At 45.5% G+C, this 16,998-nt stretch carries 14 protein-coding genes; 9 read left to right on the top strand and 5 right to left on the bottom strand.

Annotated features, from left to right (window positions below; all coding sequences use genetic code 11):
- Nucleotides 1-192: 192 nt before the first annotated feature.
- The 4 genes from C7Y69_RS03890 to C7Y69_RS03875 all read right to left on the bottom strand — a co-directional run bounded on the left by C7Y69_RS03890 (nt 193) and on the right by C7Y69_RS03875 (nt 7,978).
- Nucleotides 193-3,312 (bottom strand): efflux RND transporter permease subunit, encoded by a 3,120-nt coding sequence (locus tag C7Y69_RS03890; protein WP_126871879.1) that lies wholly within the window; start codon nt 3,310-3,312, stop codon nt 193-195.
- Nucleotides 3,305-4,351 (bottom strand): efflux RND transporter periplasmic adaptor subunit, encoded by a 1,047-nt coding sequence (locus C7Y69_RS03885; RefSeq protein WP_409513415.1) that lies wholly within the window; start codon nt 4,349-4,351, stop codon nt 3,305-3,307. Before C7Y69_RS03885 ends, C7Y69_RS03890 begins: the two co-directional genes overlap by 8 nt.
- 130 nt (nt 4,352-4,481) lie before the next feature.
- Entirely contained in the window at nt 4,482-6,242 is a 1,761-nt protein-coding gene (locus C7Y69_RS03880) for an ABC transporter transmembrane domain-containing protein (RefSeq protein WP_126871878.1), read from the bottom strand.
- A 458-nt stretch (nt 6,243-6,700) separates the two neighbouring features.
- Nucleotides 6,701-7,978: an O-acetylhomoserine aminocarboxypropyltransferase/cysteine synthase family protein gene (locus C7Y69_RS03875; protein ID WP_126871877.1), complete on the bottom strand. Its 1,278-nt coding sequence runs from the start codon at nt 7,976-7,978 to the stop codon at nt 6,701-6,703.
- A gap of 148 nt (nt 7,979-8,126) precedes the next feature.
- Here C7Y69_RS03875 and C7Y69_RS03870 point away from each other — a divergent pair, with 148 nt between their 5' ends.
- The 7 genes from C7Y69_RS03870 to C7Y69_RS03840 all read left to right on the top strand — a co-directional run bounded on the left by C7Y69_RS03870 (nt 8,127) and on the right by C7Y69_RS03840 (nt 14,233).
- Nucleotides 8,127-8,786, top strand: coding sequence for a DsbA family protein (locus tag C7Y69_RS03870; RefSeq protein WP_013784902.1), 660 nt, complete (start codon nt 8,127-8,129; stop codon nt 8,784-8,786).
- 208 nt (nt 8,787-8,994) lie between these two features.
- A complete protein-coding gene (locus tag C7Y69_RS03865) occupies nt 8,995-10,305 on the top strand; it encodes a M20/M25/M40 family metallo-hydrolase (protein WP_126871876.1) in 1,311 nt (436 codons plus the stop codon).
- A gap of 201 nt (nt 10,306-10,506) precedes the next feature.
- Nucleotides 10,507-10,758 carry a 30S ribosomal protein S16 gene (gene rpsP, locus C7Y69_RS03860; protein ID WP_013784900.1) on the top strand — a complete coding sequence of 84 codons (252 nt, stop codon included), beginning with the start codon at nt 10,507-10,509 and terminating at the stop codon, nt 10,756-10,758.
- Between the two features lie 24 nt (nt 10,759-10,782).
- The gene (gene rimM / locus C7Y69_RS03855; protein WP_013784899.1) at nt 10,783-11,304 is read left to right on the top strand and encodes a ribosome maturation factor RimM; all 522 of its coding nucleotides are present in this window, start codon (nt 10,783-10,785) and stop codon (nt 11,302-11,304) included.
- Nucleotides 11,305-12,066, top strand: coding sequence for a tRNA (guanosine(37)-N1)-methyltransferase TrmD (gene trmD / locus C7Y69_RS03850; RefSeq protein ID WP_082819710.1), 762 nt, complete (start codon nt 11,305-11,307; stop codon nt 12,064-12,066).
- 18 nt (nt 12,067-12,084) lie between these two features.
- The gene (gene rplS, locus C7Y69_RS03845; RefSeq protein ID WP_013784897.1) at nt 12,085-12,444 is read left to right on the top strand and encodes a 50S ribosomal protein L19; all 360 of its coding nucleotides are present in this window, start codon (nt 12,085-12,087) and stop codon (nt 12,442-12,444) included.
- 925 nt (nt 12,445-13,369) lie between these two features.
- A complete protein-coding gene (locus C7Y69_RS03840) occupies nt 13,370-14,233 on the top strand; it encodes an alpha/beta hydrolase (protein WP_126871875.1) in 864 nt (287 codons plus the stop codon).
- Nucleotides 14,234-14,242: 9 nt separating this feature from the next.
- On the opposite strand, the gene C7Y69_RS03835 is transcribed toward C7Y69_RS03840, so the two are convergent.
- Nucleotides 14,243-14,911, bottom strand: a complete 669-nt coding sequence (locus C7Y69_RS03835; RefSeq protein WP_126871874.1) for an alpha/beta hydrolase — start codon at nt 14,909-14,911, stop codon at nt 14,243-14,245.
- Between the two features lie 117 nt (nt 14,912-15,028).
- Between C7Y69_RS03835 and C7Y69_RS03830 the strand changes: the two genes are divergently transcribed.
- Together C7Y69_RS03830 and C7Y69_RS03825 are read left to right on the top strand one after the other, a co-directional pair.
- Nucleotides 15,029-15,658 carry a trimeric intracellular cation channel family protein gene (locus C7Y69_RS03830; protein ID WP_126871873.1) on the top strand — a complete coding sequence of 210 codons (630 nt, stop codon included), beginning with the start codon at nt 15,029-15,031 and terminating at the stop codon, nt 15,656-15,658.
- A gap of 248 nt (nt 15,659-15,906) precedes the next feature.
- Nucleotides 15,907-16,998 carry a 3-deoxy-7-phosphoheptulonate synthase gene (locus C7Y69_RS03825; RefSeq protein WP_013784893.1) on the top strand — a complete coding sequence of 364 codons (1,092 nt, stop codon included), beginning with the start codon at nt 15,907-15,909 and terminating at the stop codon, nt 16,996-16,998.

Raw genomic sequence — 16,998 nt, 5'->3', positions numbered from 1 at the left:
TATCACTGATGGCAGAGTGAAAAAACGCTTTACCAATTACATAATCGGCGACAATGATAATCATGATGAAGCTTAAATAGTGCAGCCTTTATTAGCCGCTGAGTTATAAAAAAGCCCCGTTAAAAACGAGGCTTTTAAAAGGTACATTAGGTACAAATGAGTAAGCGAGTATTCACGCCGTCTGTATTGGCCTTAACTTACACTGGCTTCTTCGCGCAGTTCAGCGTCTCGCATTTCCCCTTCTAACCGCTGGCTTTCATCGGCGCGAGGTTTAGTAAATCGCGCTAGGGCAAGATAAAGTACTGGCGTTAGGTATAAGGTGAAGACAACTGCAATACCTAGCCCACCAAATACAACCCAGCCAATAGCATTTCGCGCTTCAGCGCCAGCGCCGGTTGAAAGTATCAGTGGCAGACCACCTAGTATAGTGGACACCAATGTCATCATAATAGGGCGAAGGCGAACCCGACCCGCTTCTATAATGGCATCGTAAACGCTATAGCCTTTGTCGCGTAACTGGTCGGCAAACTCAATAAGTAATATGGCGTTTTTCGCTAGAAGACCAATCAACATCACTAAGCCAATTTGCGAGTATATGTTAATGCTCGTACTGGTTAGGTACAGGGCATAAATTGCCGCAGCAATACCGAAGGGGACCGTTAACATAACCACGACGGCTGAATTCACACTTTCAAACTGCGCTGCCAATACTAGCAGTACAATAATAAATGCGAGTACATAAGTTAGGGCAACTTGCTTAGACGTTTCTTCATAGGTTTGCGCTTCACCTAAGAATACTAACCCCATGCCATCGGGAAGTGTTTCATTGCCAAGTTCGCGGATGCTGTCTACCACATCACTTAACGCTAAGTCTTCTGGCAAATCCATTTCGATATTAATGGCACGGCGCTGCGCTTGGCGTTCAAGCTCTGCCGCCACGCCTTCTTCAGTAATAAATGCGACACTGGATAACGGCACTAAGTTACCAGTACTGCTTTTCACATACAGATTAGTCAGATCTGATGGGTTAATAGAATTTCTATTATTAGTTTGCAGCATGATGGGAATGGCTTGGTCACCTACGTTTAAATCAGCAATATCATCACCATTTACTGCGGCGCGAAGGGCACTGGCAATATCTGGCAGTGGCACTCCTAATTCCTCTGCACGTCGCCTATCTATATTAACTCGCATTTGAGGCTGGGTAGGGTCATAGCTGATTTGCGGTCTACCCACTTCAGGTAACGCATTTTCTATTTCGTTAGCAAACGCCAATGCCGCTTTATGAATGTTTTCATAAGTATCACCAGTGAGTGCCAGTTCCAAACCACCGCCTTGGCCACGTAAATTAAGGCTGTTGCCGCCAAAAGCATTGCCCGGCGCACCTGGAATGGCTTGCAAGCCTGGGCGAATTTCACCCACGATGTCTTGTAACGATTTGTCGCGGTCATCCCAATGCTTAAGCGGAACAGTAATAAATACAATGTTAGGATCCCACTGGCCTACCACCGTATAAATTGAGTCGATGGTGCCGTTTTCCACATAAGGGAATAGCATTTCCTCCATCTTCTCGGCCTGTCGGTCCATAAAGTTCAGACCTGCGCCATCGGGCCCACGAGCAAATATCCGAATTGTGCCTCTATCTTCACTTGGCATTAATTCATTATCGATATTCTTGGCCAGCAGGTATGCACCACCGCCAGCTAGTAAGCTTAGTATGCCAACAGCCCATGCGTATTTTAACGCGAACACCAATGACCTTTGGTATAGCCGTAAACAAGCGTGACCGAAGCGGCCAAACGTAGCATCGAAAAAGCCCGACTTCGTAGATTGTTTTTTTGAAAGTCGAGCGGTAAGCGCGGGTACTAACGATAAAGCAACAAACGATGAGATAATGACTGCTCCGGCTAGCACGCCGCCGAATTCTCTAAATAAGCGCCCTGCGGTAGAAGGCAAAAATGCGATAGGTATAAACACCGAAGCTAGTACTGCCGTGGTAGCAATAACCGCAAAGAATACTTCGCGGGTACCAATAACCGCTGCTGCACGAGGACCAAGCCCCATAGCCCTTCTGCGCTGAATGTTTTCAGATACCACAATGGCATCATCAACAATCATGCCTGTGGCAAGCACCAACGCCAATAAGGTTAGAATATTAACCGAAAAGCCCATGGCCCAAATGATACCTAACGCACCTGCAAGTGAGACCGGAATACTCAGCGCTGGCACAATAGTGGCGCGCCAAGAGCCAATAAACACTAATAAAGTAAGAATAACCAAGGCTACGGTAAGACTTAACGACACCACGACTTCTTTCACCGAATCTCGAATAAATTCAGCGTCGTCAGATGTCACTACAATCTTCATGTCCGTAAAGCGTTTATCTAAGTCTTTCACCATAGAAAGCACTTCATCTGAAATTTCAATGGTGTTTGAGCTAGCTTGTCGGATAACGCCTAAGCCAATAACAGGGCGGCCATCAAGTCGAACCATACTGCTGGAATCGGCTGGGCCAAAATACACACTGGCTACATCGCTAATTCGTATATCACCTGAAATGACAATGTTACCTACGTCTTCAGCACTGACTGATGTCGCGTCTGCACGCACAATTAAGGCTTGGTCGGAAGATTGAATACTGCCTGCTGGCACATCAAAAGGGGCGAGTTCTAATGCGCTGGCAATTTCGGCCATCGATAGCCCAAAACTGGTTAAACGAAGGGGATCAACAGATACCCTAAGCACACGTTCTCTGTCGCCACTCATGCTGACATCGGCTACCCCAGGAATGCTCAAAAAAAGCGGAGCGACATCGGTATCAACACGCTCAGTCAGAGTTTCCATGTCTAGGGTGTCGCTTGAAATAGCTAGGCTTACTACTGCTTGGGCATCACTGTCTGCGCGAATAATGGCAAGCTCTTCAACATCATCCGGTAATTGTCGCTGAACACGGCTCACCGACTCTCGGGTTTCGTTGGCGGCATCTTCTAAGTTAACGCCAGCGCGAAACTCTACTCTTATCCGTGCTGAGTTTTCTTCGCTTTGTGCGGAAATGTTTTTCACGCCGCTGACCCGAGCTACCGCGCCTTCTAATCGACTGGTAACTTCGGCATCAACAGTTTCCGGTGATGCACCAGGGTAGGTGGCAGTCACCGTAATTCTTGGCGTATCTACGTCGGGAAGTTCTCGTACTTCTAGTGCATTTAATGCCGATAAACCAGCAATCGCAATCAGTAAATTAAGAACAACTATGAGTACCGGCCGTCGAATTGATAAAGAGGGGAGGTCATTGGTTGCAGGCGTATTACTCATTGGCGGGGCCCCCAACCAATTCAGTCGTAATCGCTTGTCCATTTCGAAGGCGTTGCACACCCTCAGCAATTAATGTGTCTCCTTCGCTAATAGCGCCAGACACTAATATTGCACCGCGTAAACGTTGATGAACGTCTACATCAACACGCTTTGCCTTGCCAGACTCTGCCAGCCAAATGTAAGCGCCGGTGGCACCCCATAATAACGCGGCTTCCGGGATCGCTGCATAGCGGTCGCCTTGAATACTTAAATTTACCCGAAAGCTCATACCAGGGCGGAATTTGTCTGCAGAGTTATCTAACAGTGCGCGGGCACGCAAAGTACGATCTGCTTCGTTAATACGCGAGTCAATTTGTGCAATTTCGGCTTTAATAGACACTTCGCGATCGCTCCACGGCTCTAGCGTCACGTCCGGCGCATTCATTAGCACAGGTAAAGCGGCTTCTGGGGCTTTGAAGTTAATGTAAAGCTTACTTCTATGGTCCAGAGTAGTGATTAACGTTTGTTCGTTTATTCGATCGCCCACTTCAATGTCAGTAATGCCTACAACGCCATCAAAAGGTGCTTTTATAAACCGGTCATCTAAGTCGACAATAGCTTCTTCTAAAGCAACTTCGGCTAGGTCACGCTGAGTGCGAGCAAGGTCAAGTTCACTAATAGGCACCGCGCCTTGCGCATGGCTAGTGATAAGCCTATCAAGTGTACGCTGTGCATCTTTCAATGTTAACTCTGCACGCTTAACGGCATTCTTCTGGCGACGGTTATCTAGCTTTATTAAAACTTTGCCAGCTTCAACGAGTTGGCCCGGAACAAAATTGACCTCGATGACTTCATCGGCAACAGCAGGGTAAAGTGCAATAGAGCGAAGCGCCTCAGCACTGCCCACAGCTTCCACTTTTCGGGTTTCATACATGAAAGAGACTGGCTCAGTTACGACTAACTTAGCCTGTTTGTCACCCATAAATTGACTGTAAGCCGGCACACTGGTTAGTGCTAATACCACACAGCACGCCGATACCCTCGCGTATCGGGAGATCATATTTGTCATTTTTTTTCCGAAATCTTTTAGTTTTTTATTTTTTTAATGATGATAATTAGTGGCTGTTATCGCGTTCTTTTTTTGCCACTTTACTCAAGCAAAATTCTAGTGTTATAGCACCATAGGCGGCTTAGCTAAGCAATTGCAGTTCAGCGTATTCCCTATACAGGGTATCGCTTTTCATTAATTCTGCGTGTGTGCCCATACTTACAATGCTGCCTTTATCCATCACAACGATACGATCTGCATGCTGAACGGTGGCCAGGCGATGCGCGATAACAATACTGGTCTTGCCTTCCATTAAACGATTCATTGCCTGTTGAACCATACGTTCACTCATGGCATCTAGCGCACTTGTTGCTTCATCTAAAAGAAGAATAGGGCGATTTGCTAATATTGCACGGGCTATAGCGATACGTTGTTTCTGACCACCAGAAAGTTTGATGCCACGCTCACCCAACTGAGTGTGATATCGGTTTTCTAGATTATCGATAAACTCATGAGCAAAGGCTTTTTTGGCTGCATTAATCACTTCGTCGTCACTTGCATTCGGGCTGCCATAGCGAATATTTTCCATTACGCTACTGGCGAATACTACAGGCTCTTGGGTAACAATGGCGATATGTTGGCGCAAGCATCTTAGCGGCATGCCCACAATGGGCGTGTCGTCAAACGTGATTTCACCGGTAGTGGGGTCATAAAAACGCATAAGTAATTGGAATAGTGATGATTTTCCAGCGCCACTCGCCCCCACTAGAGCAAGGTTCTCACCGGCTTTTATATTCAAGTTTAGGTTGTTAAATAATGGCTTAGTGCCTGGGTAGCCAAAACTCATGTCTTTGAACGCAATAGCGGGCGCTACCTGAGGCACTTGAGATGAAGCCGAGTGTTCAGACAGCGAGGTCACTTCTGATGTTGCATTCAGCAGCTGATAAAGGCGTTCACTGGCGCCAACGCCGCGTTGTACTTCTCCAATCACTTCACTTACAGTCGCAATACTGCCGCCTGCCATCACCGCGTAAAATAGAAAGGCAGACAATTCCCCAACGGTCATTTTGCCTTCTAATACTTGGCGTGCGCCTACCCAAGCAATAAATATTATCGCTGTTATGCTTAAGCACATAATGCAGCCGATTAATAAAGAGCGGTAATGTATACGATGCTTGGCCGCATCCATGGCAGACTCTACGCGAGATGAAAAGTGGGCTCGTTCTTTGTCTTCTGCGGTATACGCTTGAACCGTCATAATTTCATGCAGGCTTTCATCTATGTGAGAGCCTAAATCCGCCACTTTATCTTGGCTAATTTTAGCGAACTTGCGCACTTGCGGTGCCAACACTTTAATGGGGACAAGTACGGCAGGTACCGCGATAATGACGCAAAAAGTAAGTAGTGGGCTGGATATCCCCATTAGCACCAACGCGCCAACAAAGGTGACTACCGAGCGAAGCGTCATCGAGAGGCTCATGCCCACCACGGTTTGAATTACTGTGGTGTCGCTAGTGAAGCGTGAAATAACCTCACCGGTTCTAAGCTCTGCAAAAAATGAAGGGGGAAGTGAGAGCAAATGAGAATAAACCTGGTTTCTAATGTCGGCGCTAACTCTCTCGCCTAACCACGTCATTAAGTAAAAACGGGCATAAGTCGCGATACAGGCAATCAGTGTAATCACTAGCACAATAACCGTGGCCTGATTTAAGGTTTCAGAGGCGCTTTCAACGAAGCCACTATCGATAGCGTATTTAATGCCTTGCCCTAGCATTAACCATGCTATAGCAGCAGTAAACAAAGCGGTAATGGCCCCAGCAACACGTTTTTTGTATTGGCTTAAGTGTGATCCTATCCACTGCAGTACTTGTTTTGTAGACACTTCATTTAACGGTGTTGCCAAAATAACCTCTTTTAAATTTTTAACAGGGTAAAGCGACGTTACGGTAAACCGTATTTAATTTGCGCTATCGATGCGTTCGAACAGCAGTTAAGAACGGTTAAGTGTTCAGACTATACGCTGAATAAGGAAAAGTTGATTTACTCATGCGACTACAGCTGCAGTAAATCAGGTGGGTGGAGCTGACTTGCCCTTACTTGTGCCTGACTCACACCGGCTTAATTAAAAATTTGTTAGAGAAGCCGGAACCGAACAAAGAAATGAAAGAGCATATCAGTAAAAAGAGAAATGAAATGAGCGCCGAGAAAGAAAACGGCTAGGTTAAATGTGAGAAGCTAGAGGCTGGGGTTCCTTTTACAATCTAGAACCCCAACGCTCTTAAATATAGCTAAGCACTTTGATGTGTAGAGTGTAGCAAGTAGCAAATAGCAACTAGCAACTACCAATGTTTAGCTTTGGGCTTAGCTTTGGCTGGCAATAAGCGCTTGCTCAATGTCAGCCACAATATCGTCAATATGTTCGATACCCACCGAAATACGCACCATATCTTCACTAACACCAGCCGAAGCCAATTCTTCAGCATTTAATTGTCGGTGTGTAGTGCTAGCAGGGTGACAGGCTAAAGACTTTGCATCACCAATATTAACTAAGCGTAGAATTAGCTGTAGGGCGTCGATAAACTTAGCGCCTGCTGGCAATCCACCTTGAATCCCAAAGCTAATAATACCGGCCGCTTTACCGCCACAAATGCGTTGGCAGGTGTCGAAGTGCTCACTATCAGGCAGAGCCGCATAGTTAACCCAATTCACTGAAGGGTGCTTTTCAAGAAACGCAGCCACTTTTTCTGCGTTTTCGCAGTGGCGCTCCATCCGTAACGATAAGGTTTCTAAACCTTGCATAATATTAAACGCACTTTGTGCTGAAAGTGCAGCCCCTGTATTACGCAGAGGCACTACGCGGCAGCGGCCAATATACGCAGCTGGGCCAAGTGCTTCTGTGTAAGTAACGCCATGGTAGCTAGGATCGGGTGTAGTCAGCATACTGAATCGTTCTGGCTGAGCAGCCCAGTCAAAGTTACCTGAATCAACAATAATGCCGCCCACGGTAGTGCCGTGACCGCCAATATATTTGGTTAGGGAGTGAATGGCTATATCTGCACCGTGATCGAACACCTTGCAAAGAATAGGGGTGGCAACGGTGTTATCAACAATTAACGGCACGCCTGCGGCATGTGCAATATCGGCCCAACGTTTAATATCAACAACGTTTCCTGCAGGGTTACCAATAGACTCGCAAAATACCGCTTTGGTATTTTCATCAATAGCAGCAGCAAGGCCGTCGAAGTCATTTGCTTGTACGAAGGTAGTTTGAATACCTTGGCGAGGAAAAGTATGCGCAAAAAGGTTGTAGGTGCCGCCGTATAACTGTCCAACACTTACAATATTGCTACCGACTTCTGCGATAGCTTCTATGGCGTAGCGAATAGCGGCCATGCCAGAGGCTACCGCTAATGCCCCAACACCACCTTCTAATTCAGTTAAACGCTGCTCTAACACAGCATTGGTGGGGTTCATAATTCTACTGTAGATATAACCTGGCACTTTAAGGTCGAACAAATCAGCACCATGTTGCGTATTATCAAACGTAAACGATGTGGTTTGATAAATAGGAGTAGTTGCTGCTTTTGTAGTTTCTTCGCTAGTATAGCCTGCGTGTAATGCAATGGTTTCTGGTTTCATTGAACATACCTTAAAAGTTAATTCATATTTTGTGCGTTTAGATGTTTAGATGGTTAGACGTCTATAAAGCTTTTGATCAAGGTAATCCAAAAATCTTTACTTGTGAAGTATTAAAAATTTATTTGTTAATTAAATGTAGGAGAGTGTTTTGGAAAAGCCAGTGCATCAGCCCAGACAACAAGTAACACAGCAAGGTAGTAAATCTATTCTCTACTACGTGCACGACCCCATGTGCAGTTGGTGCTGGGCGTTTGTACCAGTATGGAACACCATAAAACAAAACCTGCCAGATCACATAGAGGTGCGATATGTATTAGGCGGGCTAGCGCCCGATTCTAACGAACCCATGCCAAGTGCTATGCAAGCTGCCATCAGCGGATATTGGAAAACCATTATGCAGCGGGTGCCGGGTACCACATTCAACTTTGATTTTTGGGAAAAATGCGAGCCACGACGCTCAACTTATCCGTCATGCCGTGCGGTAATTGCTGCAAGAAATCAAGATGCCAGTAAAGAAGAATCGATGATAAATGCTATTCAACAAGGGTACTATCTTCGCGCCATGAGTCCGTCCAATGACAGTACGTTGATTGAACTGGCCAGCGAGTTAGGATTAAACCCAGAGCAATTCGAAGAAGACTTAAACAGCGCAGAAACTCAACGAACATTAATAGAAGAAATAAACATGGGGCAAGCTATTGGCGCCCAGGGCTTTCCCAGCTTAATTTTAAAAAATGAATCAGGTTATCGATTTATTGCCCTTGATTATAACGATGCGAATGTAACGTTGGCTCAGTTAGGTTTATAAACTACAGCTATAAAACTCTCATATGACATGGGTCAACTTGGGCCCATGTCGCAAAACTGTTTACGCATTTTTAACGGCTTCTAATAAAACATTATTCACTAACATTCCCTTTTTTCGTCGCACTAGACATTACAGAACGCCCGTTTTACTCTCATTATTCTTCCTGTTTCTATTCAAGCCTTAAATGATAATAAATAAGAGAAAATTCATGATCAAAAGAATCAAATTCAACACTTTGTTCGTTGGCATGCTATTCATGTTTAGCCAAACCAGTATGGCTAATACTGCCACCGAGCAGAAAATTACAAAGCATATTAATGATAACCTCACCCAATCCCAAGCGCTGTTAGAAAAAACGGTGAATATCAATAGTGGCACCATGAATTTCGACGGAGTCAAAAAAGTAGGGGCTATTTATCAAGCCGAGTTCGATGCAATGGGGTTTGATACCCAGTGGGTTGATGGAAGTGAATTTAATCGGGCTGGGCACTTAGTGGCCAGCTATGGCAATTCGGGGCCAAAGATTCTGATGATAGGCCATTTAGATACAGTATTTGCTAAAGATGATGCATTTCAGCACTACAGTGTCGTTGATGACACCCATATTGCAGGGCCTGGCATCACCGATATGAAAGGCGGCGATGTGATTATTATTGCGGCACTGCAAGCGCTGAAAGCCTTAGATTTACTCGATAAAATCAGTATTAAGGTAGTGATGACGGGTGATGAAGAAAGTAGTGGCCGCCCCCTTTCGTTATCTAAGAAAGCCTTGGTTGATGCGGCAATATGGGCAGATATCGCGCTGGGGTTTGAAGATGCCGATGGCGATATTAAAACGGCCGTGGTTGCTCGTCGTGGCTCTATAGGCTGGCAGCTAGATGTAGTAGGTAAGCCTGCGCACTCTTCACAAATATTCACCGACAATGTGGGCTATGGCGCTATTTTTGAAACCGCCCGTATTTTAAATGATTTCCGAGAGCAACTAGCCGGCGTAGGCAATATTACCTTCAACCCTGGCCTTATTGCGGGTGGTACAGAAGTTGAAGTACAGCCAGAGAATTCTATTGTACAAGGCTTTGGCAAAACCAATGTGGTGGCCAAAGAAGTGACTGTAAAAGGGGGCATTCGTACCTTAACGCCTGATGAGCTAGCAAAAGCTAAAACGGTGATGCAAGAAATTGTAGCAGATAACCTTCTACACACATCAGCAACTTTAACGTTTGCCGATGGTTATCCGCCAATGGCGCCTACTGATAAAAACTATGCATTATTAAAGATGTATAGCGATGTGAGTGAATCTTTAGGTTATGGCCCTGTTGCGCCAGTAAATCCGCGAAACGCCGGCGCCGCTGATATTTCATTCGCTGCAGATCATGTAGACATGGCAATTGATGGTTTAGGTTTAATGGGGGACGGCGGGCACACCAAAGATGAAGTGGCCGATATGTCTACCTTTGCGCAAAACATGCATAAAGCCGCTATTTTACTTTATCGTTTAGGTGAGAAGGGCGCCCAATAACCTCACCAAATATCCGCTTCATAGGCGCTAATACCACATTAGTCATAAATAGGGATGCATAATCCCTATTTAACCCGCATTTATACTTGCATTCACACCCCATATCCGTATAATTCGGCGGCCTTCTCTTAGGCGCTTAATTTATAGGCGTCGAAAGAAGGCTTAAGTTAACGGTAACGCTACAACGAGTTTGAGGCATTTATGGTTACTATTCGTTTACAGCGTGGTGGCGCGAAAAAGCGTCCATTTTATCAACTAGTGGTGGCTGATAGCCGTCGTGCAAGAAACGGTCGTTTTATTGAAAACGTTGGTTTCTTCAACCCAACTGCACAAGGTCAAGCAGAGCGTTTACGCGTTGACCTAGAACGTGTTGATTACTGGGTTGGTGTTGGCGCGAGCTTATCTGAGCGCGTAACTAGCTTGGTAAAAGAAGCTAAAAAATCTGCAGCGTAAGTTGCAATTAACTGGTGAGTATAGATGAGTTTAGCGTCTGACATTGTGGTTGTTGGCAAAATCGGTGCACCTTACGGTGTAAAAGGTTGGGTCAAAATCAACAGCTATACACAAACACCAGAAGGTATTTTTGAGTACTTGCCTTGGTTCCTTGGCGAAGAAAACGAATACCAAATTGACCAATGGCGAACGCATGGTAAAGGCCTGGTAGCAAAGATTGTTGGTGTGGATAACCGAGATGATGCAGAACGCATCAAAAACTTGGATATAAACATTAGCGCTTCGCAACTTCCCGATTTAGGGGACGATGGCATTTATTGGCGCGAGCTCACTGGCATGAAAGTGGTAACTACGCAAGGTTACGACTTAGGTGTGGTGAAAGAAGTATTTAATACAGGTGCCAATGACGTGGTTCACGTTAAAGCAAATGTAGGCGATGCTTTTGGTCAAAAAGAAAGATTAATACCTTTTGTGTTCGACGACGTTGTACAAGAGGTTGATCGGGAAGCGAAGGTCATTAAAGTTGACTGGGATCCGGGGTTTTAAGTGACACCGGAAAAATGGTTCGGGGTAGTTAGCCTGTTTCCAGATATGTTTGCGCCATTCACCCAGCAGGGTGTAATCGGCAGGGCAGTTAAGTCTGGTAAATTATCGGTTGATACCTTTAACCCCCGCGACTTTACTCACGACCGCCATCGCACAGTTGACGATCGCCCCTATGGTGGCGGACCCGGCATGCTGATGATGGTTAAACCGCTTACCGATGCTATACAAGCTGCCAAGAAAGTTGGTGGCGAAAACAGTAGCGTGATCTACTTATCACCTCAAGGGAAACCCCTTGACCAAGCAGGCGTTCAACGTCTTGCTGGCATTGACCGTACGATTTTAATCTGTGGTCGATATGAAGGAATTGATGAGCGCGTAATCGAAAGCCATGTAGATGAAGAAGTCTCCATTGGTGATTACGTTCTAAGTGGCGGTGAACTGCCGGCAATGGTCTTAATGGACGCAGTTGCCAGATTAGTTCCCGGCGTGTTGGGGCATAAAGCTTCAGCAGTTGAAGATTCCTTTACCGATGGTCTTCTGGATTGTCCGCATTATACGCGGCCAGAAGTACTAGATGGTCAATCGGTACCTGACGTGTTGTTAAGTGGTGATCATGAAAAAATTAGGCAGTGGCGATTAATGCAGTCTTTGGGTAGAACCTTACTGCGTCGCCCTGATTTGTTAAATCACCTAGCTCTGACTGAGGAGCAGCAGCGGTTATTGGAAATATTCCAAACGCAGTTGCAGCGAGATGACAGTTAACTAGGACGAGAGGATATGATGAGCAAAGTCAGTCAAGATATCATCAAGAAAATTGAGCAAGCACAGCTTAAATCTGATGTTCCAGGGTTCGGCCCGGGTGACACAGTAGTTGTTAAAGTTCGCGTTACCGAAGGTGACAAAGAGCGTCTTCAGGCTTATGAAGGTGTTGTTATCGCTAAGCGTAACCGTGGTCTGCACTCGTCTTTTACCGTACGTAAGATTTCTAGCGGCGAAGGCGTTGAGCGTGTGTTCCAAACACACAGCCCGGCTATCTCTTCAATTGAAGTTAAACGCCGCGGTGCGGTTCGTCGTGCTAAGCTTTACTATCTTCGTGAACGTTCAGGTAAATCTGCACGTATCAAAGAAAAGCTTAACTAAGATTACTAATCCTTGCGTTATTGTTAACTTCGAAAGAGCCCGCTTATTAGCGGGCTTTTTTGTGTCTGCAAAAAAGCGGTAGGGATGTGGTGTTGGGCTCTCTGACTCGCCGTAAACCCATCCATGGGGGCTCTGCCAGCGCATCCTGCGCTGGAAGGTCAGCGAGCCCAACACCACATCCCTTCGGTCGCACTTTGTAGCCACGATAGGTGAGTTGAAGGATGGTGCCAATGACTCGCCGTAAACCCATCCGTGGGCGCTATGTCAGCGCATCCTGCGCTGGAAGGTCAGCGAGCCCAACACCACATCCCTTCGGTCGCACTTTGTAGCCACGATAGGTGAGTTGAAGGATGATGCCAATGACTCGCCGTAAACCCATCGTTGGGGGCTCTGCCAGCGCGTCCTGCGCTGGAAGGCCATCGGCACCTACACCGCATCCTCCGGTCGCACTTTATAGCATGAGTTGGTTAGGTGAAGGGAAAGGGCTTTGTGTGCCTCTGAAACCCGGCGTAAACCCATCCATGGGGCCTTCGCTACAGCATCCATGCTGTAGAGAGTTTCCGAGGCGCACAAAGCCCTTCCTTCTGAACAGCCGGTTAAGGCTCACCGTTGAATATTAATACTAGTCGCCAGTAGAAGCCCACGTGAAACGCGGCGTGAATCCATCTTTGGCGTTTTCGCAATAGCTCTATGTTGTGGAAGGCTTCTGATGGGGCGACTCCCTCTCCTATAAACGCTGACCCGTACCATGGAGTAGTGCGGCATAAACCCATCCGTGGGCGCTATATCAGCGCATCCATGCGCTGGAAGGTCACTGCCAACTACGTAGCATTCCGGAATGTATTCCTTGGTGTTGGCACAATTGCTCAATGCACGTTTGCGAGATAAGATGTTGAAAATAGATAATTAAAACAATGAGTGGCCCATGCGATTGCGTTTTTTCTGGGTAATAACGGTGTTTGTCTTTAGTGCTCTGGCTAGTACCGTGGCAAATGCTAACGTTGAATTCAAAATACCTAGAAGTACTGTTGTGGAGCTTCAAGACATTAAATCTAGCCGAACTTACCCCATTTTTATCAAGTTACCGAAAAGCTACCGAGCTAATACCAAAGCATCTTATCCTGTCATTTATTTGTTGGATGGTTCTTATGCATTTCAGGTTGTGTCCGGGGCAACACGTTTTCCTATGAACAGCGGCGTAATGGAGCAGGCTATCATAGTGGCCATATCCTATTCGAAAGGGTCTAAGGGTGCCTCTAGTCGCGTTCGCGACTATACCCCTTACCTTGCTGAAGATTGGAAGCTTGAAACTGGCAAAGCGGGGCAACATGCTGACTTTATCAATGACACGGTATTTACCTACATAGAGAATAACTATCGCGTGAAGGGAATGCCTAGAACGCTAGTGGGAAATTCTTTAGGTGGGTTGTTTAGTGCCTATGTGCTTTTTACTCGTCCAAATATGTTTAGTAGTTACATTATTGGTAGCCCATCGGTATGGTTTCGCGACCATGCTGTTTTGTCTGAACCGGTTGTTAAACCTAAAACGCCAATTAAGGTCTTTCTTGCCGTGGGCGAATTAGAACGCCCCGAATATGGTGAAAGGCAAGATATGGTGGAAGGAGCACAAAAACTGGCTCAAAAAATAACGCAGCAGAATGATAATCAGGTAAATCTGAAGTTCACACTTATTGGTGAGGCCACTCACGCTACTGCGTTTCCTACCACCGCTATTCAGGGGGTAGATTGGCTTTACGCAAACAAACCACATGGGAAGGTGCAGCAGTAAGCATGAGTGCTATTGTGCGTTTTGGGGGCCTGATTCACTAATCCAATGTTTTAGCGGTATTACCCATTCATCCATAGGACGATAGAAGGCACCATGTTCTTTTCCTGTAGTGATGGCTATCTCTTTAAACTCTTTAAGCTTGCGGCTTCGTGCTTCTAAAAGGTTGCATGAGCCAACGTCGTCAGAAGTTTCATAAATAGAAAGCACACGGCCGTATAGCTGAATATCGCGCTTACGATTAATTAATCCTGCACAGCCCGCTAAAATCACAACATTAACTCGAGAGTTTTTTAATTCGTTTGACGCGAGTATTGTAATCACGCCGCCCCGTGAAAACCCGGTAAGGGTAATGTTCTGTGGGGGAACACCTGCGGTGATAAGTTGTTTAACTTCTCCAGCAAGACGTTTAGCGTAGTCGATAGGACTCACACCTTCTGGTCTGTGGTGAGCTACTAAAACATAGCTTTCGTCTTCAAGTGCTTTTAGAACGCTAGGAAAATCATAAACACCCCACCTAGGGTGTATGGGCGTTCGCTCTTCCCCTTCTACAATAAAGCCATGTGAATAGAACACGTAGCGTTTGGCTGGGTCTATACTATTTGGAAACGCATATTCGCTAGACGCTGCCTGAGCGTTAACAGTAGTAACAACAAAGAATAAAATGAGTATAAATTTCATCTATAAAATAGGTTTGCATGTTTAAGACAATAATATTGACACGAAATTCGTAAATTAACGATCTGTACTCGACTATTCTCAGAATAAACCTATAACCAATGTGCGAGTGAGACAGGGATGACGGCAGATTACTTTCTTTTTTTAGGGCTATTTGGGGTGGCGTTCTTTGCGGTATCGGGCGCACTTATGGGGCATGAGAAAAGTATTAATGGTTTTGGCGTGGTTGTAGTGGCCTCGGTCACTGCACTAGGCGGTGGAACCATCAGAGACTTGTTGCTTACCCAACCTATTTTTTGGGTAGAAACGCCTTCTTATTTATATTCTGCCTATGGCGCAGTAATACTCACAGTAATATCCATTCGCTATCTACCGCCATTATCCAACTATTACTTTATTTTGATGGATGCCGCAGGGCTTGCCATTTTTAACATCATGGGCATGGAAAAAGCGCTGATAGAAGGTACAGGTATGATAGTGGCGCTAACTATGGGCATGACCACAGGGATATTTGGAGGTTTACTCAGGGATGTGATTTGCCGAGAGGTTCCATTAGTAATGCGTGGTGACCTTTATGCTACAGCATGTCTTTCTGGAGGTTTGGCGTATGCTGCCTTGTTTACGTTAGATGCGCCCTATGCATGGTGTATTTTGGGTTCACTGATAACAACCGTATTTATTCGTCTAGGTTCGCTACATTGGGGCTGGAAACCAAATATATTTAAGAAGGGCTACACGCCGAAAAGCTAAATTCACCATTGATTGAAAAGTAAACTAATCAAGCATGAACTTAACCGATCGTCATGTAAAAAACATATTTGTTGGACTTAAAGCAAAGTATTATACGTAAAAGCTTGCGTGCTTATTCGTTTGTTGTTAAAAAGTCAATGACGTTAAAGAAAATTAGAAAATGCCTGTTGTACATATAAGTTTACACGCGAAAATATACTCTTTTGACGTTTTATTTTTTCCCGTTTTTTAGTAGTTAAGAGAGCCCCATGATCAAGGACACTGTAAATAATATCCACGTAAGTGCAGAAGATGTGCTTATTACCCCAGAAGCATTAAGTGCTGAGTTGCCTGCCTCAGAAAAAGCGCTTGCTGCCATTTCAGAATCTCGCAAAATTGTTTCTGACATTATTCACCGTCGCGACCATCGTATGTTGGTGGTATGTGGACCATGTTCTATCCATGATGTTGAAGCAGCTAAAGAGTACGCGCTGAAGTTAAAAGAGCTGCATGAATCGTGCAAAGACACGCTGTTTATTGTTATGCGCGTATACTTCGAAAAGCCGCGCACCACCACGGGTTGGAAAGGGTTAATTAACGACCCTCACATTGACGATACATTCGATATTGAAGCTGGTCTGCGTAAAGCCCGTGAACTATTGATTTGGTTGGCTGAACTCGAACTTCCGGTTGCGACTGAAGCGCTAGATCCAATTAGCCCTCAGTACTTAGCCGAATTATTCAGCTGGTCTGCAATTGGTGCTCGTACCTCAGAATCACAAACTCACCGTGAAATGGCCAGTGGTCTATCAATGCCAGTAGGCTTTAAAAATGGTACTGATGGCAGCTTAGATATTGCCCTAAATGCCCTTAAATCAGCAGCATCAGGTCATCGCTTCATGGGTATTAACAAGCAAGGTCAAGTGAGTGTTATTGCCACCAGTGGTAATCCAGATGGCCATATTATCCTACGCGGTGGTAAACAACCAAACTACGATTCCGTGTGTGTGTCTGAGTGTGAAGTTGAAATGCAAGAAGCAGGGCTAACAGCTGGCTTAGTGGTGGACTGTAGTCATGCGAACTCTTCAAAAGATTACCGTCGTCAGCCTCTGGTTGCACAAAACGTAGTAAATCAAATACTCGAAGGTAACCAGTCTATTATTGGCGTGATGTTAGAAAGCCACTTAAAAGCGGGTAACCAAAAATCTGATGGGAAAAAGCTAAGCGAAATGGAATACGGTGTGTCTATCACCGACGGCTGTATTGACTGGGAAACCACAGAATCGCTTATTGCTCAAACCAGAGATAAATTAATAACTGTGCTACCCTTACGCCAAAATAAGCGCACCGATGTTGCCTAA

Source organism: Alteromonas sp. KS69 (genome assembly GCF_003989595.1).
GTDB lineage: Bacteria > Pseudomonadota > Gammaproteobacteria > Enterobacterales > Alteromonadaceae > Alteromonas > Alteromonas naphthalenivorans.
Note: the sequence above shows the minus strand (reverse complement) of the source record. Positions and strands in the feature narration are given on the sequence as shown.